Genomic DNA, 24,137 nt, shown 5'->3' with positions numbered 1-24,137 from the left:
TAATGGATAAAAAAAGCCTAGAAGAACTTATGAAAAAGGTTAAGAGTGATGAAATTAAAATAGAAGATGCTGTTGAAAAAATTTCAGCATTAGACATTACAGAACTTGGTTTTGCTAACATAGATAATCATAGAGCTTTAAGAGTTGGATATCCAGAGGTTATATATTGTGAAGGAAAAACTAATGAACATGCAATTGAAATTATAAAAGCTATGTTAAGTAGATGTGATTCAAATATATTAGGAACTAGAGCTAATAAAGATATTTATGATGAAATAGTTAAAATAGAACCTAGAACTAAATATAATGAGACATCAAGAACTCTATGGATAAAAAGAGATGATGAGAAAATAACAGAAAGTTATATAGCTGTAGTAACAGCAGGAACATCAGATATTCCAGTAGCAGAGGAAGCAGCTATAACTTGTGAGGTTTTTGGAAATAAAGTTGAAAGAGTTTATGATGTAGGAGTAGCTGGTATACATAGATTATTTAATAGATTAGATGTAATAAGAGGGGCTAAAGTTGTTATAGTAATAGCTGGTATGGAAGGTGCACTTGCAAGTGTTGTAGGAGGTCTTATTGATAAACCTTTAATTGCAGTACCAACAAGTGTAGGTTATGGTACTAATTTTAATGGTCTAACAGCTCTTTTAACAATGTTAAATAGTTGTGCTAGTGGTATAACTGTTGTAAATATAGATAATGGTTTTGGAGCAGGATATAGCGCTAGTATGATAAATAAGCTTTAAGTTATATTCAGCTTATAGAAGATTTAGTCATGAGATAAAAATTAAAATAAATTAAATGAGATAATTGTGGTATAATCTTAAAGAGAAATCTTAAAAATTTCAAATACTAAAGAAAAGTTAAGGAGAAAGATTAATGAAAAAACTACAAGTTCCTTATCATAAAGGACTAATTGATATTGAAATTCCTGAAAAGAATCTAATTGGAGTTTTAGAATCTAAAGCAGATGAATTTAAAGTAACAGAAACACAAGAAGAAATAGTAGAAAGAGCATTAGATAATCCTATAGGAAGCAAAACTCTTGAAGAGTTAGTTGAAGGGAAAAAGAATATGGTTCTTATAACAAGTGACCATACAAGACCAGTTCCAAGTAAGGTAACTCTACCTATATTACTTAGAAGAATTAGAAAAGTTAACCCTACTATAGATATAACAATATTAATAGCAACAGGATTCCACAGACCTACAACTAGGGAAGAAATGATTGATAAATTTGGAATTGAAATAGTAGAAAATGAAAAAATAGTGAACCATATTTCTACAGATGATAGTATGATGGTTAACTTAGGAACTTTACCTTCAGGTGGAGATTTAATAATAAATAAAATTGCTGTTGAAACAGAATTATTAATTTCAGAAGGATTTATAGAATCACACTTTTTTGCAGGATTTTCAGGGGGAAGAAAGAGTGTACTTCCTGGAGTAGCATCAGCCAAAACTATAATGGCTAATCATTGCGGTGAATTTATAGCAAGTCCTAATGCAAGAACAGGTGTTCTTATTAACAACCCTATTCATAAAGATATGCTTTATGCAGCAGAAAAATCAAAACTTGCTTTCATATTAAATGTTGTTATAGATAGTGAAAAGAAAGTTATAAATGCTTTTGCTGGAGATAGTGCGAAGGCTCATTTAACAGGTTGTGAATTTGTTATGAGTTTAGCTAAAGTAGAAAAAACACCATCTGATATAGTTGTATCTACAAATGGAGGATATCCTTTAGACCAAAATATTTATCAAGCAGTTAAGGGAATGACAGCAGCAGAGGCAAATTGTAAAGAAGATGGTGTAATAATAATGGTAGCTGCATGTAATGATGGTCATGGTGGACAATCTTTTTATGATAATGTAGCTGGTGCTGAAAGTCCAAAGGCACTTTTAGATAAAATAGCAAAAGTACCAAGAAATGAAACTGTACCAGATCAATGGGAATTCCAAATACTTGCTAGAATTCTAGATAAGTTTACTGTAATTATGGTTACTGATATGTGTGATCCAGAAATGATAAAAAATATGCATATGCAACATGCATTTACATTTGAAGAGGCTTTAAAGAAGGCTTTTGAAATAAAAGGTGAAGATGCAACTGTAACTGTTATACCTGATGGTGTATCTGTTATAGTAAGATAATGAAAAAGTTTAGCAATTTTCTATTAAAGAGAGAGATTATGAAAGATAATTATTATGAAGTAAAAATGGGCTGAGAATTCAGCCCATTTTTTTAATAGTTATTTTTTAGTCTAATAATATGTATACTGTCAAACATTGAATATAACACTATAGCTAATAAAATCAAAATAATAATCATTAATATATTAGAAATTACTTTTCTTGATTTTTCAGATATATTAAACTTATTTAAAGATAAGTTTATTCCTATTACTATTATGAATAATATTGAACAAATAGATGTAATGTAACTAGCATTTATTAATGACATTATGAATATTATTCCGAATAATACCAGAGCTAGCATAAATACACCTTTAGGATTTTTTAATGAATTCATAGTAATTGAACCTTTCCGTTTTTTATATTGTACAATATAATTCTAATATCTTTATAGTTTTTTAGCAAATAGAATTAATAAAAAACTCTATCATAGGCGAACTATAAGCCATGATAGAGTTTTTATTGATTGTTTTTTTATTAAACGATTCTTCTAGCAGCTACTATTCCGCCCCAGTTCCAAGAAGATATGTCAACACATTGTCCAGGTTGAGGAGCTTGTATATATTGATGATTTCCTATATACATAACAACGTGATCAGGTGCTTCAGGATTACCAAAGAATAATAAATCACCAGGTTGTAAGTCATTTAATGATACAGGAGTACCAGCATCTATTTGTTGATAAGTTGTACGTCCTATATTATATCCAAAATGTCTGTAAACATATGATGTTAACCCACTGCAATCAAAAGCATTAGGACCTGTTGCACCCCAAACATAAGGTCTTCCTAAGAATTGTTCTGCATATTTAACAATTGCTTGTTGTAATTGTGCAGTAGATTCATTGTTGTTAGAAGATACATTTTGTTGTTTTTTAGGAGCAACATTTTTATTGCTATTGCTTGAATTATTAGTATTTACAACATGTTCACTTTTTTTGTTATTATTAATGTTACTGTTGTTATTTGCAACATGAGTATTTTCATTATTATGAATGTTTACAACATGATTTCTGTTATTGTTGTTAGTAGTATTATTATCTATTTTATGATTATTTCCACTGCTAGTGTTCACAGTATTATTATTATTATTGCTGTTGTTGTTATTTACAACATGAGTATTTTCATTATTGTTCTCTTTGCTATTATTACTGTTAGTATTGTTATTATTAGTACTTACTTTATTGTTTTCTTTATGATTCACTGATTCACTAGAATTATTATGTGATTTAGCAATAGTAGAAGTTGAATTTTTCTTAGAAGTAGTATTTACATTGTTATTACTATTGTTATTATTTTCAGTTATATTATCATTTTTGCTTGTGCCATTATTCTTAGTTGTATTATTTGTGTTTTTAACCACGTTATTGTTATTTTCTTTAGTATTTTGATCATCAGTATTTACTGTAACGTGATCTTTTGAAGTTTTATTAGTATCTGCATTAGTAATAGTTTTAGTCTTTTCTGTGTTTATGCTAGTGCTATTTATTGTACTTATTTTTACTTCTGGTTTATTTTCAGTTTCTTTAACAGCTTTATTTGTATTAGTAGTTAATGAACTATTGTCTACTTTTTTATTAAGATTTTGATTTAAACTAATAAAAGAAATTAAATTTTCTTTAGGATAAAGATTTATATTTCCAACAACCTTTCCATCAGGTGTTATGTTAACTTTAGCAGTAGTGTCATTAAAACCTTTAGCTGAAATTGATAATGTGTGATTTCCTGGTTCTAAATCTTTAAGAAGAATTTCTCCCTTTGAATTAGTAGTATAAGTAGTTCCATCAATAGAAACATTTATATGAGCAATAGCTCTTGAATTTCCAGCATTTAAGAAAGTTAGTAATGCTGTTCCGTTATCAGGAGTTAATCTAACTGTAGCATCAACATTTTTATTAGCAATTACATCTAATTTTAACGTAGTAGCATTATAATTAGATGAACTTATATTTAATGTTGTTTGTCCAGGTTTTAATTTTATAAGACTAACTTCCCCTTTTGAATTAGTAGTTAAATTTTTACCATCTATAGAAACAGACTTATTAGCAAGTGGTATAGATGTATTAGTATCTATTAATTTTATAGTAGCTGTTCCAGTTTCAGAATTAGAATTATTTATCAAATGAATAACACTACTTTTTTCATTGTTTTTCTTTGCAATATTGTTATTATTGTTATGTGATACAGTTTTTACAACAGTAGTAGCGTTTTTTGTGTTCTTAGTATTATTATTGTTATTGTTATTATTAGTATTTGCTGTATTATTAATATTCTCAGAAGTAATTGAAGGCTTTACTTCTTGTACTTTATTATTTTTTACTGTAGTATTCTCTACCATAGTATTTTTTGAAGTATTAGCACTATGTTCATTTGAATAAGTTACAGTACTATTTACTGTCTTATTATTTGGCGTTGAAGTTGAAACATTTGTATTAACTGATATAGTAGTAGTATTAGAATCTTTTGCTACGTATTCTTCGAATATAAATCCAATATGACCATTTGAATTTACTTTGTACCATTGTCCTTCTTTACCTAATATTTTGAAATTATCTCCATTTTTTAAGAATCCTATTATATTAGAATTTAAAGAAGCTTTACCTCTTAAATGAACTTCACTACTTACATTGATAACATGTCCATTTTCATTTAAGGCTGTAAAGTTTGAATTTTCTCCATTAAGAATTATTTCAACATTACTTGCAGAAATAAATCCTGTAGCACCAGTTTCTTCTACTGTAACTTTATAATAATTTCCGATTTTAGATGTTATATGAAGCATCTCACCAGCTGAAAGATAACTTACTATAGAACCATTTACATTGTTTTTAAGTACTAATGAGTTGTCTCCATTTACAACAACTGCAGTAGAATCCATTTCTACTGATTGATCAGCTACTAATAATTTTTCATTTTTAGTTGAAGTTTTTGTTTTTATTGGGGATTTTATAATTGAACTACTTGCTCCAGTGCTAGCACCTGAGATTATAGCTCCTGCAAGAACCAATCCTGCTATTTTATTTTTATTCATTTGCTTTCCTCCGATGTCATAATATACTATAATTAAAATTATAACTTAAATAAATTTCTATATTCAAATCGATTTTTTTTATTAATAGTCAATAAAATAGAAAAAATAAAAGGATAATATTAATATAATGGAATTATTTATGATAAATTGTTAATTAAATAAAAGAATTTATAAATGTTAAAAAATAAAGACAGAATTATTACTAGTTTATTAAGAAAACTTCTTTAAAGAACTTTTTTGTTAAAAAGGGCGTATTATTTAAAATAATTTAACTAATTGTCTATACGGAATTCTAAAATATTACTTATTATATAAGTGTGGAAAGAATTTGACTAAAAGGAGTAACAGCTATGGATAAAAAAGTTATTAACAAAAAAGAGGAATTAAGATTTGAATTAGCTAGAGAGGCTTGTAAATTAATAAAAGAAAGAGAAGAGTTATTAACTTCAATAATAGAAAATACAATAGTAGATATTAACGTTACTGAAACAGGAGACATTTTCTTAGAAGATGAATTTTTTGGGGATAAAATCTACAAATTAGAAAATATATCAGAAATAGATAATAGTAGAGTAAATGGGGATACTTTAAAATTAATATTAGATGAAAGAGAAAATATAGAACTTTATTATGGAAGAATGCCTATTAATAGTTGGATTGAAAAGATAGGGTATAACCATTATGCAGAAAAGAGAACAGAGGAAATATATAATTTATTAAAGGGAATAGAAAATAAAGTTAAAAACGAAGCAGTTTAAATATAAACTAGAACCTATATGGTAGATACTATAAAAAGAGTCTACACATAGGTTCTTTTTTATTTAATGTATAAAATTATTATTTAAAAGGAAAATTAAAACCATAAATATATAATTTTTCATATAGAGGAGGAAATATGTTTACAAGAAATAAATTTTTCTATAAATTGATAGCATATGCTTCTATATTAATGATATTAATTACTTACATAGTTATAGCTAAACGAAATTATAGTAATGAAATAAAAAATCAACAAATCGTAGCACATGCCATGGGAGCTGTAAATAAAACGGCATATACAAATAGTTTAGAGGCTTTTCAAGAAAATTATAATAAAGGGATTAGAATCTTTGAGGTTGATTTGGTTATGACATCTGATAAACATTTGGTATTAAGGCATTATTGGAACAAAAATGAGCTTAATAAGGGAAATTTAAATGATAAATTAACTTTAAAGGAATTCAAAAATTCAAAGATTTTGAATAAATACACTTCCATAGATTTTGATTTATTATTAGATTTATTAGAACAAAATAAAGATGTATTTTTTATTTTAGATATTAAAGAACCTAATAAAAAGGAAATTAAAGAAAGTTTTAGCTACATAGATAAAAAATTAAAGCTAAGAAATAAAGAAATAATAAATAGAATAATACCTCAAGTTCTAAGTGAAGAAATGTACTATGATTTAAAGGAAATAAGAGATTTTCCTATAGTTTTTTATGGTTTATATACTACTAATGTTTCAAAAGAAAAAGAAAAAATTATAAAATTTATAAAAAAGGAAAATATATTTGCAGTATCTATGTGGGGATATGATTTTGATGATGAATTTATAAGAAAAGTAAAAGATATGGATGCTAATGTATATGTTCATACTATAAATGCTAAAGAAGAGGCTATAAATTTTATTAAAAGAGGAGCCGATGGCATATATACAGATTATTTAAATATAGAGGATATAAGCTAAGACTTAATCTTAGATAGAATTCTTATTTTAGATAAACTTTAGTGGAAGTTATCTAGTAATATATATCTATTTATCTTTAGTTTATAGAATCTTGAAGTATTATAAAGACTAGGATTAGATAAATAACACTCTAAATACTTAATTTTAGTATTTAGAGTGTATTTAACTATTTAGATTGGAAAATATTTTGATTTTTACTTATAAGGTTATTGAGATTGGTATAATCATTATTTATAGTAGTTTTTTGTTGTTTTATTGCATTCATATTTGGATTTGGTGAGTCAATCATTTTAATATAAGCTTTTATATCATTTATATATGTTGTATTTGCAGAAATAAGATTATTTACAAAGTCAGTTATAGATGAAATTTCAGCAGGGGTTAAATATTGTGCATAGTTCTCTAAATTACTTTTTAAACTTGCAGCTGCATTTAAAGAGTCTGGATATATATTAATTTCACTACTAGGATAATCCATTGCTAAACCGACATTTTGGTTATATCTTTGTAAATCACTTAAAACAGTATTTTCTTTGCTGAAAAATTCATCTTTTTTTGTTGTTGTAGCTTGAGCTGCTTGAGCAGCTTTTTGTTGTTGCTGTGCTGCTGCTATTGCTTGTTGCTTAGCTAAAGCTCTCTGTGATAGATATATACGCACTGCACCTACTGCAATAATAATTATAAAAATAATAGCTAAGTTTCTATAAATTTTAGCTTTATTAATTTTCACTTTTTTTCGTCTTGTTGCTTTTTTAACAATTCTTGAATTATTTCTTTGGTGAATTGAATTACCTCTACTCACTGTAGCTGTTCTATAATTAGTAACATTTTTTCTTGTTCTTGTTTTTTTATTCTTTTTCATTAGTACAAGCCTTCTCTGAATATTTTAACTTATTGAATCGCTTCTAAATAGTCATAATAGAATTTTTTAATAGCATCAGCTATTAAGGTTCTAGAATTATTATTTGATATAGATATATAAGAGATTTCACCTATTTTTTCATTTTCTATGTCATAATCAAAAACTTCAGCACCATTTCCATTATCAAAAACGTAATAATGCATATTACATTGATCTTTTACAATGAGAGCTTTATATTTGCCATCTATTGTTAATGAATTAACATATTTTATTCCTTTAAGAGCATCTTTTTCTTCCTTTTTCATTACCAAATCAAATGATTTTTTAAAATCACTTAAGTCATAATCAGCTATCCTTTTCATATTAAAGCCTCCTTTGTTATGATATAATAATTAATTATAGAATAAATTAATTATAGCTGTCCACATAATTAATAAAATTTAATATATTATAGTGCATTATATAACTAATAAATAATTTTTTGTGCATAATAAATTTTAATGAAAGTTTAAAAGTAGTATTCACTTTATAACTTGTTAACCATATTTATGTAAGAAAATAGCATTTGTTAATATTTTAAAATTGAAGGAGGAATGAAATATGGCATTAGAACATAAAGTAAAAACAACAAATTTGTTAAATGATATAGAAGAGGAACTATTTAAATCTTTAAAGGTTAAAATATCATTTGATAATAAGGATAAAGAAGAAGAGGAAGAAACTCATAATAAAGAAGAAGTAAGTAAAGAGTAACTCTTTACTTACTTCTTTGTAGGTTCAGATAGTTGTGAAACTAAAATTTTCAAGTTATAACCTCTTCCTTTTTTTCCTTTTATAACTTTTTCTATTTTTCCTTTAAAAGTATATCCTTCATTAAAGAGAGGAATAAGAATTTTGCTACTTTCTTCATTTAAATATCCTAAATGTTCTAATCCTTTATAAACAGCTATGGAGTTTGGTTTATATAGGCTAAATTTTTCATGTTCTAATCTTAAGGTTTCTCCCACTTTGCATTTCTTTAAGTAAGGATCCTTATCTTTATTTAAAGTTTCTTCCATTTCACTATGGATATTTTTAAATTTATAAGAAGAAAAATTAGATGAAATAGAAGATATTATTTTATCTATAATATTTCCAGTGAAATCGCCAGCTTCAATTGTAATGTTTTCGAATATTTTTGCTAAGTTTTTGTAACTATGTTCAGAGGAAGAACTTTTTGAATTATCATTTTTAGTTAAAGTAATTACAGTTTTTCCTATTAAAATAATTACTATTTTGCCAGTAACAGCAATTATTTTAGCAATATTTTTAATTATAGAGCTAACTATACCCAAATTTCTTCACTCCCTAGGATTTTTTCTTTATATTAATAATTATTATAACATATAAATACGAATTTTATAATTGACATTAAGTAAATAAAGGTATAAATTTGTACTTATAAATTAACTTAAGATGAGGATAGAGAAATGATAAAGGATAATATTATATATACAATAGGTCATTCTAATTATAGCTTTGATCAATTAATAAAAAGAATAGAGAAATATAAAATTAATGTAATTGTAGATATAAGAGGTATACCATATTCTAAATATAATGTTCAATTTAATAAGGAAGACTTAGCCATAGAATTAAGGAAATTAGGTTATGTATACATATATATGGCAAAAGAGTTTGCTGCTAAGAGAACTACAAGAGAATCATATAACGAAGAAGGATATGCTGATTTTAATGTGGTTAAAGATGAAATATTCTTTAAAAATGGAATTGAGAGATTAAAGGTAGGTTTAGAAAAAGGTTATAACATAGTTTTATTAGGTGCTATGCAGGAGCCAGTTAGATGTCATAGAGCTATACTTGTTGGAAGAGAGTTAGATAAATTAGGATTTAATATAAAGCATATTTTACATAATGAAGAATTAGCTACCCAAAAAGAAATTGAAACTATGCTTTTAGATAAATATTTTCCTGAGAGAAATCAATTGACTATAGATAATATACTAGGGGAAAATAAAGATGATTCTATGCTAATAGAAGAAGGGTATAGACTTGCTAATAAAGAAATAGGATATAGAATGGAAAAATTATAAATATAAGTACCCTATTAAATAAACAGAGAAAAAGAAGCTAGCTAATGACTAGTGTCTGTAGTATTTTAATCTTAGTTTATTTAATAGGACTTTTTTATTTAATCATTAGTGTCTGTAACAGTCTAATTTTCTATAAATCTAAGATAAAGAGTAATATAAAAATTTTAATATTAATTGTCTAAAATATTTTTTTGACTTCTTCTAAATTACATAATGAAAATCCTAATATTGAATCAATGTGTATGAAGAGACAATCGTTATATATAACTTTCCCATTATTTTGTAATATAGATGCGTTTTTCACACAGATTATTTCACCATCATTTCTGAATGAATCAGCACCAAAATTTTCTATAGTTTTCTTCTTTTCACTTAAAAATAACTCAGATAACTTAATGGAGTCATTCTCAGTAGATTGTCCACTTATTACAGTTCCAAAAGCAGTATAGAAAATAGTAGCATTTTGTATATTGTTGTTACTATCATATATAGACATATCGTCTTTCAAGGTTTTTAGTATAGTCATATTTAAATATTTTTCAGATATAGGTTTCATAATATCCCTCCAAATAAAAGTTATAATATTATTTTACATTATATACTTAATATGTAAATATAAATGTGATAAACAGGTAAGAAATTAATGTGAAATATTATAAATACTATCTATAAAAGAATGAAAAAACATATATTTAACATTCTTAATAAATATTCTTTAAAAATATTAAATATTTAAATAAAAAACTATTCCCTTATGAGTTTTTTTATAATACAATATTACTTGCACTAAATTATTAAACGAAGAGAGGAATGTATAATTGAAAAGATATGAAGTAGTTCAATTGGAAAGAAAATATTGGGACGAAATGGCAGCGATTTATCAAGATGGAATAGATAATGGAGTTACAACATTTCAGAGAGAAGTTCCAACTTATGAGCAATGGATAGAAAATCATATTAAGGGATTTAATATAATTATTAAGGAAGCTGAAGAAGTTATAGGTTTTGCATCGTTAACTAAAATAAATAATAGAGAGGCTTATGCTGGAGTTGCTGAAGTTAGTATTTATATAAAAAATGGACAAAGAGGTAAAGGTATAGGTACTATTTTATTAAACACTTTAATTGATATGTCTGAAAAAGCTGGATTTTGGACACTTCAATCTACAGTTATAGTAGATAATATAGGAAGTAAGAAATTACATTTAAAATGTGGATTTAGAGAAGTAGGATACAGAGAAAAAATAGCACAAACTAAATATGGTGTTTGGAGAGATTCTTACTTAATGGAAAGAAGAAGTAATATAGGATTACAAATTTCAGATTCTAATAATGTAATAAGTATAACAGAGAATGAAAATGAAGAGGAATTATTATTTGGATAATACATATTTATATAAAAAAGGAGCGTATAAAGTACACTCCTTTTTTTATATATTAATTTTAATAAAAATCTAAAAAATTGAGAATATAATTAGATGCATCATATTTTTAATCATATATACCACTTAATCTTTCATGTATTATAATTGCGTCTTTAGAATTTTTAATTAAATCTTTTAGAATACTTACCTCTTCTAAGTCTATACTTTGAAATGAAATAAGACCTAAAGGGTTTTTTTGATATTTAAGTTTGTAATTAAAGCCATTAACATAAAGTATAGGATTATTTAAAGAATCAAATCCTATAAAAGAACAGTTATTATTAGTGCTTTTCAAATAGTTAACTGTTGCAACAACTATAGACTTTTCTGTAAAATAGTAATTATCAAGGGAAAAGTTCATAAAAATATCTTTACTAATTATTTTCTCCATAAAATCACTCCTTAAGTTAAATTTAACTACTAACTTATTTTATATTTTCCTTTTTATAATTTAAATATACATTGAATTTCACATATATGCAAATTAAATTTAAAGGCTTTATAGCAATAAAAAGGATTGAATTACTTCCTTCAATCCTTTTTGTATTTTTAACTTATTCTATGTTTATATTTTTTTTCTTTATCTTATTATTTACATATCGCCCAAATAATTTATAGAATACTGCAAATAGAGGTATGCCTATAAATATACCAAGAACCCCTCCAACGCTTTCGCCAATTACAAGGGCTAATATAACCCAAATTGCTGATAACCCAACAGAGTTACCTACAACCCTTGGATAGATTAAATGACCTTCTATTTGTTGAAGAACCAATATAAATACAATAAACCAAAAAGCCTTTATTGGACTTATTAGGAATATTATAAACACAGAAGGTATTGTTCCTAAGAATGCACCGAATATAGGTATAATACTTGTTGCTCCAACTAAAGTACCTATTAATAGAGCGTATGGTAGTCTAAATATAAACATACCTATAGTACAAAGTGTACCAATTATGACAGCTTCTATACATTGACCTGATATAAATGCAGCAAATGTACTATTAGTAAGTCTACCAACTTCTATTATAGAATCTGCTACTTTAGTACTTGGTGAGAGAGCGTATAGTATTTTCTTTGTTTGTAGTAAAAGTTTTTCTTTATTTGCAAGTAAATAAATAGAGAATACTAAAGCAATTGCCATATCTATAACACTAGTAGTTATAGATATTGTTATTTCTATAGCATGAGATACTAATGTACCTATTATTTGTGTCGATGCATTTAAAAGATCCTTCCACATAGTTAGTATGCTTTGTAGTAGTTTATGAACTTCTTCTGAACCACCTTTAGATGTTAGATAAGAAGTTAAAAGGTCTTCACTTTGCTTATAATAACCTGGAATAGATTGTGCAAGTGTAGAAACGCTTTTTAGAAGTTCTGGTAAAACAAAGGTTATAAGTGCAGCAATAATTCCTATTATTGTTAGCCATGATAAGGTTATTGCTAGAGGTCTTGTAGTCCCCTTTATAAAATTATTTTTACTTTTATTAAGAAAAAATAGAATTCTTTTTTCAAAAAATTTTACTAATAAGTTAATTACAAATGCTATTCCAAAAGCAACTATAAAAGGACTTATTATTGATAATCCTGATGAAAAAAATCCAAAAACTGTTTTAAAATTATAAAGTAGAAACCCTAGTATTAAAATATAAGAACTTATAATTAAATAGAATTTCATCTTAGAATCTTTTAAGTTCAATAATGTATCACCTCTTAATTGTATTTGTCTTTTATATATGATTACTATTATATTGCAGTAATTAATTAAAAACAAGATTAATAAAAAAGTTATAGAAATTTAATTATTTTTGAAACAAAATATAAGGAAATACATAAAATAATATATAGTTAAAAATTTTAACTAAGTGAGGTGCTTATTTGTTTATAGATTTAGAGGATATAGATAGTAATATGATAACTATAGATGTAAGGACTAAAAAAGAATTTAAGGAGATGCCTTTGTTTCAATATAATATAGAAATAATAAATGAAGATGAACACAAAAAAATAAAAAAATGTTATCCAATAGCCTTTTTTATAATTTTTAAAGCACTATTTCATAAAAGAAAATCTATAAAAGAAGAACTTATTAAATTATCAGAAAATAAAAAGAAAGAATTAATCTTTGGATGTTCAAGAGGAAGATTAAGAAGTCCATCTATGTACTTTTATGCTAGAACACTGAACATAGAATGTTTTGTATTGAAAAAAGGAATAAAGAGATTTTTTTATAAAGAGAATAATGGAGAAGGGATTTTAACTAAGATATACAATTATATAACTTTTAAATAAAAATAAGCTCAGAGTTTTTAAATAGCTCTAAGCTTAATTTATATATTACAAATCAATTATTTATAGCATTTCTAAGCAATAACTCATGGCTACAGATCAAGTAATTTTCTAGTTTATCATGCTTGCATAATATATTAGAATTGAATGTATTATTTATACACAAAGCATATAGTAACAATATAAAAAGTATTTGTTGATTTTGTTGCTGACTTTGTTGAAGTGTATTAAACACACAAGGATCTACAGAGTAAGGGTCACAACAACAACAACTTTTTTGCCGTCTATGTTTTTTAGACATAAAAAACTCTCCCAAATATTAATATATATTATTATATGCAGGGAGAATCAATTTGTTATAATAATAATTGATTTTTTATATCCAAGCAAGTTTTGTTAGAAAGTATTACTTCACAAATAGTTACATAAATAAGTCTCTCACTAATTTTTTCAATATCTTCAAAATGATGTTTAAGAGAATCAATTACTATATCTTTTGTACAGTTATTACAATTGTAACAACGTTTTTCTAATTCTTTAGTCATATTACTTAGATTATTAAGACGCTCAACTCTGTTTTCTCGAAGCGTAGAATCTCCATATTCAACTTTATTTATTATATAATTTAATGAATTAATTATATTTCTTTCCTCTTTTATGAATTCATTAAGCTTTTCATTATCTAAAATTGTATTACTTAATAAAAGCTTATTTTCTATAATTGGAGCTAACAACACTAAATTCTTAAATTTTGCTTTAGCATCTTCATCATAGGCAACTGATAAAATTATATCTATAGCTGACACTCCTAAATTATAATACTTTTCCACAAGTATTTTAGTTTCTTTTTCTATATTGTAATGGAATATTATTTTGCTTCCAACATAAGCAATTATAGCCCCTATAAATGAATAAAGTATTCTATCTATAGTTAATACTTGTGTGTCTGGTGAAGACATTGCTGCAAGGCCTAAAATAAGTATTGTTAAACAAATCATTGATTTATCATATGCTTTCATAAATGGAGTTATATAAACAGCTATAAGAATTATTACTAATCTTGCACTTGGTTCTGGAAATACAGAAAATAAAAAGAAAAATGCAAGAGCTCCAATAATGGTTCCTTTTATTCTGTGAATTGCTCTTAGTTTAACATTATCATCATATAGTTGACTAATAGTTGAGATACTGTACAACATCCAAACACCATTTCTTATATGGAAGTATTGAATTATGAAATAGGTAACAGAAAGTAAAAAAGCTGTTCTAAAAGCAAAAGTAAATCTTACTGAATGTTTATTTAGATTATTTATTAAGATTTTTCTAAAGTTCTTAAGTTCTATTTTTCTTTCTTCTTGATTTAATTTTACTTTTTTATAATCTATTTCATTTAGATCTTTAAGTAAGCTATTTATTATATATAATGATTCTATAAGTTCAAAAAGCAAATAGCTATTAGGTTTTAATTCTTTACTTTCAGAAATAAGATTATATATTTCGTTGTTTATAGAATTAAAATTATCTTCAGATTTTTCATAATCTTTAAATTTAGAAACAATATTTTTAAATTTGCTTAGTATGTATATTTTAGTTTCATCTATTTTTATTTTTTCAAGATGGTGTTCTAATTTTTCTAGAGATGATATTAGGTTAAGCTCTACATGTTCTTTATCATTTAAGTAAAAGCTATTATCCCTATTTTCAAATATATTATTATTCCAACTACTACTATAATTATTGAAGTTTTTTAAAGATTGAGAATAATCTTTTTCAGTTATTATGCTATCTAGCATTTCTTCCAAAGATCCTATCATCCCTTTTAAATTCTTAATATAAAGTTTTCCTGCCTTTTTTCTATTTATTAATATTTGTATAAGAAAAGCAACTATACCAACTAAACCTAGACCTAATACTCTTAAAGGAAATCCTTTTTCAGATACATGGCTACTTAAAAATAAAGTATATCCCATTAAAAATGGAAAGTATATTGTTTTTTTGTAGTTATATACTAACAAATATAGCATTACAAATATAGCAAAAAAGTTTATAAATATTCCTGTATACATATTTAAATTAGCTAAATAAGGGAATATACCTATAAAAAGTGTTAAAGAAATTACTTTAAATGCAACTCTTAAAGGACTTCCTGTAAAATTTTTGTTTAATATGAATAAAGACATTATAAAAACAAAAATACCAACCATTAGGTTTTCTTTCCCTAAGTAAGTTCCTGAAGCTATTGTTGATAAACATGTTACAAGAAATATTATAGTATTTCTTATAATAAGTTCTTTTTTCATTATTTACTCCTTTTTCTTTAGTTTTATTATTTCTTTAAGTAATTATACTATTTAATTGTTAAAAAGTCTAAATTAAAGTAAAAAATATATATAAATTCTTAAAATTTACATAAAATAATTAAAGAATTATTCATTAATTTATAAAAATTACAATATAATTTATAAAGCTATGGAAAGGAGTTTTTATGATAAATATTTGTAAAGAAAATAATGAAGCCAAAGAGTTTTATGATCATATCTATTTGCTAGAAATTACTTTAAGAAAAATATCAAGTATTATTCAAGAAAAAATAGATGCAAAAAAGTTATTATTATTTAACATAAGAAATTTAAAGCATATATTATTCTTAATGAAAGATATTTCTTTTCCAAAGGAATTATATACATTTAAAAGCAGAATAATAAATGACATAAATATATTTGAAAGTGTTTGTTTTGGTATAGAAGAAACATATATGAAGAGGAAAAAGTTTTCAGAAAAGCAATTTAATCAATTACTAGAATTATATTTTGAAATAAGTAGGTTTCTTGTAGAACTAAATGAAAAAGCACAATTAAAGTAAAGATAATAAAACTGCAAATGTAAAATACAATAAGATTTTAATAATTTTATTGTATTTTATCCCAAAAAATATATTTACTTCTAGGTGTATTACTGTTATAATACATTCATAAAGTAATTTTTTAAAAAAATGTATTTTTTTGTTATGACTGTATTAGTGGATTAATACATTAAGGAAGGTGGAAAGAAATGATAGAAGTAAAAAATGTGGTAAAAAAGTACGGAAAGGTTATAGCTTTAGATAATGTGAACCTTAAATTTGAAGAGGGAAAGATAATAGGGTTACTAGGGATTAATGGTGTTGGTAAATCAACAACACTTAAGGCAATTTCAGGGCTTATAAAATTGAATAAAGGAGAAATATTAATAGATGGAATAAAACTTAATCATAAGGTTTATGAGCATATAGCATTAATAGCAGACATAGAGACTTATTATGGTTATATGACTGTTGAAGAGAGTTTTAATTTTATGGACAAGTTTTATGAAAATTGGAATATGGATAAAGCCTATAAGATGCTAGAAAATTTTAAAATAGATAAAAATAAAAAAATAGCTACTTTATCAAAGGGAAATATAGCAAAAGTTAAATTAATTTTAGGCTTTGCTAGAGAACCTAAGTATTTATTATTAGATGAACCTTTTTCTGGCATAGATATGTTTACAAGAGAAGTATTTATAAATTCTATAATAGAAAATATAAATGAAAATATGACTATAATAATTACAACTCATGAAGTAAATGAAATAGAAAATATTGTAGAAGAGGTTATATTACTTAATGAAGGGAAAGTAATATACCAATTTGATGTAGAAGATGTAAAAGAGCAAGAAGGTCTATCTATTGTAGAAAAAATGAGGGAGGTATATAAAAATGAAGTTAGCTGTAAATAAAAAAAAGGGAAGTTTTTTAGATTTATATTCTCATGAGGTTAATGGAATCTTTTTACCTATATTCATTTCTACTATAGGATTACTTATTTCTAAGTTAATATATTCAGCTTTCCGTTTATATTTATACAAAACAAATTATAATATGGATTTCAACAAAGATAAAGCTAATGCAATATTCATATATGATTTTTTATTGAATGGATTAGTAGTTTCTATTTTCGTCGTACTTGCTTTAATAGCTGTTATGTCTTTTTATATATGGCTTAAGGAATGGTTTGGAAGAAAGAAAACTATTTTTACATTGATGACTTTACCTGTAAGTAGATTAAAAATAATATTAAGCAAAGTATTAGCAGTATGTACCTTTGGATTTATATTATTTGGTATGTGTTTTGGAACTATATTTTTAGAGAGTTTTATTTTAAATAATATTATGGGAATTAGTACAACTTCAATAGATGGATTCTTTAAATATATGCTTAATATGGATTATTCTATTAATACAGAGATACTAATTTTGTCGGTATTATTCATGATAGCTATGATTTCTTTTATTTTTTTATTAATTATGCTTAATAGAAGTTCTGTAATTAAAGGAACTGCTATAGCTATAATTTTAGCTTTAACAATGCTTGGAATGTTATTTTTACTTTTAGTTTTATCGAATTTTATTTTTTCTTATAATTATTTAACTTTAATTAATATATTTTGTATTGTAGTAATTGGACTATCTATAGGAGTTTCTAATTATTTATTTAAAAATTTGGTTCATGTATAAAGGGGTGGGGTAAAATGAAGTATAAAAAGGTTATTATAGGTGTTTTACTAGGAGTATCTGCTTTGAGTATTACAGGAGTTTTTTATAAGGAATTAAGCTTAGATAAGCTCAATTTAAGATTAACAGATATTTCTGGAAGCAGATCTGCTTTAACTGATACTATTGAGGGAGTAGTTTCAAAAAGCATTGGCAAAGGAAATACTATAAAAATAAATAAGGATGAAATTACCTTAAGTAACTTAACAGATGTTGATGATGAATTTTTGCTTACAAGGGAAGAAATTAATAAAAATAAGGAATTCTATAAAAAAATGAAAGGTTATAATAGAAGTGAAGTTATAGAAAATAAAGGAGAAAAGATATTTGCAAGAGTAAAAAATAATAATATTTATATTTATAAAGGTATAGATAATAAGGTTCAAGAAATTATTATTCCTTTAGAAGAAAAGGAGCGTAACTTAACTAATAAATCTGAATTTGTTGGAATAGAGCTTTTAAAAAGTGACAATGGAATTTTATATGGGGTTTTAAATTGTAGTAATATTCATGGAGATTATAATTCAAATTTACTAGAGATGAATGTTAACAAGAAAAATTATAAGGCTTATAATATAAAAAATGATTCTAGTAATATTTATGCTATGACAGATAAAAATGACTTGTACGTGAGTAATGGTAATGAACTTTTCAAGTGTGATTACAAAACTGGAAAATATAATAGCATTATAAAATTTGATCAAAGTGTAAGATTTAATGAGGGATATCTTTATTTTTTAAATTCTGAAGATGCTAATAAAGCAAGAGCTATTTCAGCCATAAATTTAGAAAGCAGAGAAATAATAGAATGTGGTTATGCTGCTATTGAACAATATTGGAGTGAAATTCCTGATATAACTATAAGAGATGATAAAATTTATAAAATTGACAATATTTCAAAATATACTGATGATAATAAAAGGAGTTATATTATTGAAGTATTAAATTCAAAGGATAAAAGCATTTTGTATAAAGGGAATTTAGAATTGAGTGGAAATTCTAGAGCTAATTTAGAAGTTAAATAATAGAAAGGTTACAAAAAGAATAGAAGGGAGTGAGTTGAGTTGTATTTTAAGGTTAATGATAAAGAACCTATTTATATACAAATAATAAGATATATTAAAGTTAGTTTAGTTATAGGAACATTACTTCCAGGTGATATTATTCCTTCAAGAAGAGAACTAGCTGAAATGCTTAAGGTTAATCCTAATACTGTACAAAGAGCATATAGAGAGATGGAGGGATCGAAGTTGATAGAAACAGTTAGAAATTTTCCAAGTAAAATAACTACAGATGAAAATATTATTAACGTAATAAAAGAAGAACTTCTTAAAGAATCTATAGATAGCTTTATTAATTCTATGAAAGAATTAAAAATGTCAAAGGATGATGTTATAAATATAATAAAAGAAAATTATTAATAAAATGGGTTTTGCATTAATATAATGTAAAACCTCTTTTTGATGAATAATTATAAATGGTGTTATAATAAAACTATAAAAGTAAAAACTTAACAAAATTTCTTAGAAAAATAAATATTAAGCTAGGATGTGATATTGTGAATTGGAACTACCATAGAATAATAGAAGGAATACTTAGACATGATATTATTTATGTTAAGAAATTTTATCACAAATACAGAGAGTTAATGCAAGAAAGTAATTTAGAACAAAAAGTATATAATATTATAGGAAGTACCATATTAGAAATAATTGATGATTGTGAAGTAGAATCATTGATAAGTAAGAATATAGAAATGATGAGGGCAGGAGAATTAGATATAGTGAATTTTGAGTATATTGAAGAGGTTCAAAAATATATATTAAGAAAATGGTTATTAAAAGATAATAATGCAGAATTTTCTTGGGTATTCAATCGCACTAGTATGAATACTATTAAGAATTCTCGAAAAAATCGACTTTCTCAACTAGCTTTTTCAGCTATAAACATTGCGTGAAACTATTATTTCACGCAATGTTATATGTTAAGTTGATAATTTTGCAGTAGTCATATCAATTTACAACATCTATACATGAATTTATCTATGAAAACAACTCTATTTCTCGAGTGATTACATCTAAAACAGTGATTCGATTTACAACTAAAATTAAACCCTAAAATCATTTCGCTCTATATTTTTATATCTTTGCAGATTTTAAAATTCATTTTCTCTCCAAAATTGAACCTTGTTGAATTCAAAAAACTAGATTGAGATTCATTATCAATTTATTATATATTTCTTTTTTTAGTATACAACATGTATACTTTTGTAATATATATTGTATACAACAAAATGTATTACGTATTATATATAATTTAAAAATAATAAATAGTTTGTAATATTTTTCTTGCTCTATATATAGAATTATATAATTAATATGAAATCCTTACCGATAAACTACATACTTAGAACAACCCAAAACTTATTGTGACTAGTAAATTTATGTGTTGATATAATTTATTTATAGAAGGATTTTTTATTTTAATTTTTCATAAACAAAAACCAAGAAACTAAAAAATTCTTGGTTTTTAAATTTAACTATTTTTAATAGTTGAATAAAATTCTTCATTATTATTCATAACTTGAATTGTCCCATTAGGAGCTAATATTATTGGCATTGCTATATCAGCAGCCCAAGCTCCAGATGTACATCCTATATATGGAGGAAGGCCATCATATAAGAAGTTAGTCATTTTTTCATTTTTTCCTAATACAGCAAGGAAGTATCCTTCCCCATTAGTTAATTCTATTCCTGAATATGTTCCATTACCATTTAGGCTATTAGGATTTACTTTTAAAATATAGTATTGTGGATTTTGAATCACAGTAGTTCCATATTTAAATTCATTAGCTCCGATTACTACCTTTTTACCAGTTAAGTTAATAGATTTTATTCCATATGAATTAAATCCATTAATTTGTCCCACCTTATTTTTAATTGTATATATTCCATACCAATTACTAATATTAGAAGGCTTTATTGCATTAGAATTATTAATTGCAAAACCAGCAATATTTTCAAAGGAAAATACTATATTCTTATTTGGCAATTGATAGATAAACACATTTCCTATAGTATCAACATTAAAGTTATTCCCCTCTAATCCAAGAGATTTTGGTGTCACTCCAAATAGAATTTTAAATTCACTTGCAGTAGTTGGATAAACTTTCATTCTATCTGAACTTGAATATATATTATTGCCATTTATATCATTATCCAAAACTACCCCGTTTGAATTTATAGTTACACCACTTATATATTGTGCACAATTTGTATTGCTTCCTTTAGTGAAATTAGATAAAAGATAATTTCCACTTATATTAGCTAACTCACTGCTAGTTCCATAACTATAACCAATGGATTTTGTTGTATTTACAGCTCTTGTAGATTCTGAAGTAGTTTTTTTACTGTTTGTTCCTGTAGTTTCTTTTATATTATCAGAATTGTTATTATTATTCGTAATTTCTTCTACTTCAGAATTACTACTTCCATTAGTTTTAAGTGTTACATTCTTTGATTCATTATCATAATTATTGGTAATATTATTATCTATAGCATTATATAAATTTAATATTTTGGTAATAATATCAAATTATTAGAAGTATTTTTGTAATATTATACATGTAAATTACTTTTCTATTTTTTTAATAATACTAAATCTAACTTTTATAACAAAATATAAAAAGTACAAATTACTATACAAAATTAAGAGGAATTTTAATTAGTGGAAAGCATCTAAGGAAGTGTAGTTGTTTATCTTCAATGTATATAGGACTTAAGTATTATAGAGAATAGTCATCAGATAAAAAAATATTTATTATATTATATAAAAATTAATTATTTTTGATAAAATTATACTTTTATATAAATTTGGGACTTTATTCTAAAAAAAATCAGAAATTAAATGTTTTTTTTATTCTAAATAATATAAAATCCCTAAAAATATATAAATATTATAAATAATACCCTTTTATAGGATAAATATCTTTAAAATATGTAAATTAATTTGTAATATTGTAAATAAAATATCGGTTAATTATATAAAGACAATATATATTTTATTATTAGCAATTTTTTATTATATTACTCTAAATTGTATCAACAGTTATAGATTGTATATATTTATGTTATTTTATATTATCAAATAAAGGAGTTGAATTAATATGAATAAAAAAACACACAAAAGCGAAAAAATAAAATCTGTAGTACACGAAAATGAAAGAAGTTTAAATCTTCATGAAATTAAAAAACAAACAGGCGCTGGTAACGGCCACAAACATTCTGAGAATGTAGCAAAAACTAAAACTAAAGTACAAGACAGTAAAAATTTAAATAAAAGCGATCATATTCACTCTGTAGTACATGAAAATGATAGAAATTTAAATCTTCATGAAATTAAAAAACAAACAGGTGCTGGTAATGGTTATAAACATTCTAGCAAAGTACCAACAACTAAAGACGTAAAAGAACAAGATAATAAAAATTTAAATAAAAGTGCTCATATCCACTCTGTTGTACATGAAAATGATAGAAGTTTAAATCTTCATGAAATCAAAAAGCAAACAGGTGCTGGTAACGGTCATAAACACAATAAATAAATAATTAATTTATTAAACAGAAGTATTCTATAGAAACACTTCTGTTTTTCTTGTATTTTCTAATTATGAAAAAAATTTAAAGTTAGATAAAATTTTCTTTAATTTAAGGTAATTATTTTATATTTTGTTATAATAAGAATATATAAAATAAGACTTAATTCAGATAGATTTTTAACTCTATCTGAAATTTAGTGAAAGTTATCTAGATGCCTGTGTCTATTTGTCTCTAGTTTATAGATTGGAATATTACAACACTAGTCATCAGATAAAATATAAATAAATTGGAGATATTATGATAAAGAAAAAGAAAGTTAAAGAGAATAATAATATACCTAAATTTTTAAATAGTTATCTTTCTTATTTAAAAGCAATTAAAGGGGCCTCTGAAAGCACAGTTAGAGCTTACGAATCTGATTTATCTTTATTATTAAAATTTTTAAGAGTTTATTATGATGATTATGAATATGATAATGAAGATGAAGAAGTTAATATATTAACTGTTAAAATTTCAGATTTAAAAAAAGAATTTATATCACAAATAGAACTTGAGGATATTTTTGAATTCTTGAATTTTTTACAGGAGGAAAGAGGCTGCAATGCTAAAACAAGATCTAGAAAAATAGCAAGTATAAAAGGTTTTTTGACATATTCATATAAAATAGCTAAAACAATAGCTGTAGATATAGGACAAGATTTAGAAAATCCAAAATTAGAAGAAAGACTACCTGTTTATTTAACAGAAGAAGAATGTAGAACTTTACTTAATTCTGTTAATAGTAGGAATTGGATCAGAGATTGGTGTATATTAACTATTTTTCTTAATACAGGAATGAGGCTCTCTGAATTATGTTCTCTTAATATATCTAATTTAAATAATAATACTATAACTGTAATAGGGAAAGGAAATAAAGAAAGAATTGTTTACTTTAATAAAGCTGTAATGGAAGCTTTATTAAAGTATAAAGAAATTAGATTTAGAGATGATTTAATAGTTAAACCAGGACATGAGGATGCTTTATTCTTAAGTGAAAGGAAACAGAGAATAAGTAAAAGGACTGTAGAACAATTAGTAAGTAACGCTTTAGAAAATTCAAAATTCAATAAACACTACACTACTCATAAGCTTAGACACACTTCTGCCACATTAATGCTTAAGGCTGGAGTAGATATAAGAACTATTCAAACTACCTTAGGTCATAAATCAATTTCTACAACTCAAGTATATACTCATGTTAATAATAAAGAATTAGAAAAAGCTGTGGAGTTAAATCCTTTAAATTTTTAAATGACTACACAAACGTAGAACTTAATTCAGGTGAGAATTTTGATTT

27 protein-coding genes are annotated in these 24,137 nt (G+C 24.7%); 17 read left to right on the top strand and 10 right to left on the bottom strand.

Annotated features, from left to right (window positions below; all coding sequences use genetic code 11):
* Positions 1-2 precede the first annotated feature (2 nt).
* Both larB and larA read left to right on the top strand, forming a co-directional pair.
* Entirely contained in the window at positions 3-752 is a 750-nt protein-coding gene (larB, locus tag ARA19_RS04620; protein ID WP_055069796.1) for a nickel pincer cofactor biosynthesis protein LarB, read from the top strand.
* Positions 753-885: 133 nt separating this feature from the next.
* Positions 886-2,160, top strand: a complete 1,275-nt coding sequence (larA, locus tag ARA19_RS04615; protein WP_055069795.1) for a nickel-dependent lactate racemase — start codon at positions 886-888, stop codon at positions 2,158-2,160.
* A gap of 91 nt (positions 2,161-2,251) precedes the next feature.
* Here larA and ARA19_RS04610 read toward each other — a convergent pair whose 3' ends face one another.
* Positions 2,252-2,539 (bottom strand): hypothetical protein, encoded by a 288-nt coding sequence (locus ARA19_RS04610; RefSeq protein WP_055069794.1) that lies wholly within the window; start codon positions 2,537-2,539, stop codon positions 2,252-2,254.
* 140 nt (positions 2,540-2,679) lie between these two features.
* A complete protein-coding gene (locus tag ARA19_RS04605; RefSeq protein ID WP_055069793.1) occupies positions 2,680-5,232 on the bottom strand; it encodes an NlpC/P60 family protein in 2,553 nt (850 codons plus the stop codon).
* A gap of 350 nt (positions 5,233-5,582) precedes the next feature.
* On the opposite strand from ARA19_RS04605, the gene ARA19_RS04600 reads away from it, so the two are divergent.
* Together ARA19_RS04600 and ARA19_RS04595 are read left to right on the top strand one after the other, a co-directional pair.
* Positions 5,583-5,990 carry a hypothetical protein gene (locus ARA19_RS04600; protein WP_055069792.1) on the top strand — a complete coding sequence of 136 codons (408 nt, stop codon included), beginning with the start codon at positions 5,583-5,585 and terminating at the stop codon, positions 5,988-5,990.
* Between the two features lie 137 nt (positions 5,991-6,127).
* Positions 6,128-6,961, top strand: a complete 834-nt coding sequence (locus tag ARA19_RS04595; RefSeq protein ID WP_055069791.1) for a glycerophosphodiester phosphodiesterase family protein — start codon at positions 6,128-6,130, stop codon at positions 6,959-6,961.
* Positions 6,962-7,127: 166 nt separating this feature from the next.
* Here ARA19_RS04595 and ARA19_RS04590 read toward each other — a convergent pair whose 3' ends face one another.
* Together ARA19_RS04590 and ARA19_RS04585 are read right to left on the bottom strand one after the other, a co-directional pair.
* Entirely contained in the window at positions 7,128-7,823 is a 696-nt protein-coding gene (locus tag ARA19_RS04590; RefSeq protein ID WP_055069790.1) for a hypothetical protein, read from the bottom strand.
* A gap of 29 nt (positions 7,824-7,852) precedes the next feature.
* Positions 7,853-8,185, bottom strand: a complete 333-nt coding sequence (locus ARA19_RS04585) for a hypothetical protein (RefSeq protein ID WP_055069789.1) — start codon at positions 8,183-8,185, stop codon at positions 7,853-7,855.
* A gap of 238 nt (positions 8,186-8,423) precedes the next feature.
* Between ARA19_RS04585 and ARA19_RS17445 the strand changes: the two genes are divergently transcribed.
* The gene (locus ARA19_RS17445; protein WP_157452223.1) at positions 8,424-8,576 is read left to right on the top strand and encodes a hypothetical protein; all 153 of its coding nucleotides are present in this window, start codon (positions 8,424-8,426) and stop codon (positions 8,574-8,576) included.
* Positions 8,577-8,584: 8 nt separating this feature from the next.
* Here ARA19_RS17445 and ARA19_RS04580 read toward each other — a convergent pair whose 3' ends face one another.
* Entirely contained in the window at positions 8,585-9,157 is a 573-nt protein-coding gene (locus tag ARA19_RS04580; RefSeq protein ID WP_055069788.1) for an HIRAN domain-containing protein, read from the bottom strand.
* A gap of 135 nt (positions 9,158-9,292) precedes the next feature.
* Between ARA19_RS04580 and ARA19_RS04575 the strand changes: the two genes are divergently transcribed.
* Complete coding sequence (locus tag ARA19_RS04575) at positions 9,293-9,916, top strand: DUF488 domain-containing protein (RefSeq protein WP_055069787.1); 624 nt, start codon at positions 9,293-9,295, stop codon at positions 9,914-9,916.
* 178 nt (positions 9,917-10,094) lie between these two features.
* Here the strand turns inward: ARA19_RS04575 and ARA19_RS04570 are convergent, their stop codons facing one another.
* Complete coding sequence (locus ARA19_RS04570) at positions 10,095-10,472, bottom strand: hypothetical protein (protein WP_055069786.1); 378 nt, start codon at positions 10,470-10,472, stop codon at positions 10,095-10,097.
* 262 nt (positions 10,473-10,734) lie between these two features.
* On the opposite strand from ARA19_RS04570, the gene ARA19_RS04565 reads away from it, so the two are divergent.
* Entirely contained in the window at positions 10,735-11,301 is a 567-nt protein-coding gene (locus ARA19_RS04565; RefSeq protein ID WP_242862391.1) for a GNAT family N-acetyltransferase, read from the top strand.
* A gap of 106 nt (positions 11,302-11,407) precedes the next feature.
* On the opposite strand, the gene ARA19_RS04560 is transcribed toward ARA19_RS04565, so the two are convergent.
* Entirely contained in the window at positions 11,408-11,731 is a 324-nt protein-coding gene (locus ARA19_RS04560) for a hypothetical protein (RefSeq protein ID WP_055069785.1), read from the bottom strand.
* A gap of 163 nt (positions 11,732-11,894) precedes the next feature.
* Positions 11,895-13,046: an AI-2E family transporter gene (locus ARA19_RS04555; RefSeq protein ID WP_055069784.1), complete on the bottom strand. Its 1,152-nt coding sequence runs from the start codon at positions 13,044-13,046 to the stop codon at positions 11,895-11,897.
* A gap of 179 nt (positions 13,047-13,225) precedes the next feature.
* On the opposite strand from ARA19_RS04555, the gene ARA19_RS04550 reads away from it, so the two are divergent.
* On the top strand, positions 13,226-13,639 hold the full coding sequence (locus ARA19_RS04550) for a rhodanese-like domain-containing protein (RefSeq protein WP_055069783.1): 414 nt from the start codon (positions 13,226-13,228) through the stop codon (positions 13,637-13,639).
* A 353-nt stretch (positions 13,640-13,992) separates the two neighbouring features.
* Here ARA19_RS04550 and ARA19_RS04540 read toward each other — a convergent pair whose 3' ends face one another.
* Positions 13,993-15,936 carry an FUSC family protein gene (locus ARA19_RS04540; protein WP_055069781.1) on the bottom strand — a complete coding sequence of 648 codons (1,944 nt, stop codon included), beginning with the start codon at positions 15,934-15,936 and terminating at the stop codon, positions 13,993-13,995.
* Between the two features lie 185 nt (positions 15,937-16,121).
* Between ARA19_RS04540 and ARA19_RS04535 the strand changes: the two genes are divergently transcribed.
* The 6 genes from ARA19_RS04535 (at position 16,122) to ARA19_RS04510 (ending at position 20,163) form a co-directional block, all read left to right on the top strand.
* Complete coding sequence (locus tag ARA19_RS04535) at positions 16,122-16,499, top strand: hypothetical protein (protein WP_055069780.1); 378 nt, start codon at positions 16,122-16,124, stop codon at positions 16,497-16,499.
* A gap of 188 nt (positions 16,500-16,687) precedes the next feature.
* Positions 16,688-17,392 carry an ABC transporter ATP-binding protein gene (locus ARA19_RS04530; protein ID WP_055069779.1) on the top strand — a complete coding sequence of 235 codons (705 nt, stop codon included), beginning with the start codon at positions 16,688-16,690 and terminating at the stop codon, positions 17,390-17,392.
* On the top strand, positions 17,373-18,170 hold the full coding sequence (locus tag ARA19_RS04525) for an ABC transporter permease (RefSeq protein ID WP_055069778.1): 798 nt from the start codon (positions 17,373-17,375) through the stop codon (positions 18,168-18,170). Before ARA19_RS04530 ends, ARA19_RS04525 begins: the two co-directional genes overlap by 20 nt.
* Positions 18,171-18,184: 14 nt before the next feature.
* Positions 18,185-19,231, top strand: a complete 1,047-nt coding sequence (locus tag ARA19_RS04520; RefSeq protein WP_055069777.1) for a hypothetical protein — start codon at positions 18,185-18,187, stop codon at positions 19,229-19,231.
* 39 nt (positions 19,232-19,270) lie between these two features.
* Entirely contained in the window at positions 19,271-19,627 is a 357-nt protein-coding gene (locus ARA19_RS04515; protein WP_055069776.1) for a GntR family transcriptional regulator, read from the top strand.
* Between the two features lie 137 nt (positions 19,628-19,764).
* Positions 19,765-20,163: a hypothetical protein gene (locus ARA19_RS04510; protein ID WP_055069775.1), complete on the top strand. Its 399-nt coding sequence runs from the start codon at positions 19,765-19,767 to the stop codon at positions 20,161-20,163.
* Between the two features lie 578 nt (positions 20,164-20,741).
* Here ARA19_RS04510 and ARA19_RS04505 read toward each other — a convergent pair.
* The gene (locus tag ARA19_RS04505) at positions 20,742-21,428 is read right to left on the bottom strand and encodes a hypothetical protein (protein WP_055069774.1); all 687 of its coding nucleotides are present in this window, start codon (positions 21,426-21,428) and stop codon (positions 20,742-20,744) included.
* A 136-nt stretch (positions 21,429-21,564) separates the two neighbouring features.
* On the opposite strand from ARA19_RS04505, the gene ARA19_RS17440 reads away from it, so the two are divergent.
* The 3 genes from ARA19_RS17440 to ARA19_RS04495 all read left to right on the top strand — a co-directional run bounded on the left by ARA19_RS17440 (position 21,565) and on the right by ARA19_RS04495 (position 24,091).
* Positions 21,565-21,738, top strand: coding sequence for a hypothetical protein (locus ARA19_RS17440; RefSeq protein ID WP_157452222.1), 174 nt, complete (start codon positions 21,565-21,567; stop codon positions 21,736-21,738).
* Between the two features lie 633 nt (positions 21,739-22,371).
* Complete coding sequence (locus tag ARA19_RS04500) at positions 22,372-22,806, top strand: hypothetical protein (protein WP_055069773.1); 435 nt, start codon at positions 22,372-22,374, stop codon at positions 22,804-22,806.
* Between the two features lie 292 nt (positions 22,807-23,098).
* Complete coding sequence (locus ARA19_RS04495) at positions 23,099-24,091, top strand: tyrosine-type recombinase/integrase (protein WP_055069772.1); 993 nt, start codon at positions 23,099-23,101, stop codon at positions 24,089-24,091.
* Positions 24,092-24,137 lie beyond the last annotated feature (46 nt).

It is taken from the genome of Clostridium massiliamazoniense (genome assembly GCF_001403635.1).
Lineage (GTDB): Bacteria > Bacillota > Clostridia > Clostridiales > Clostridiaceae > Sarcina > Sarcina massiliamazoniense.
The sequence above is the reverse complement of the archived record's forward strand: the minus strand, read 5'-3'. Positions and strand labels throughout refer to the sequence as shown.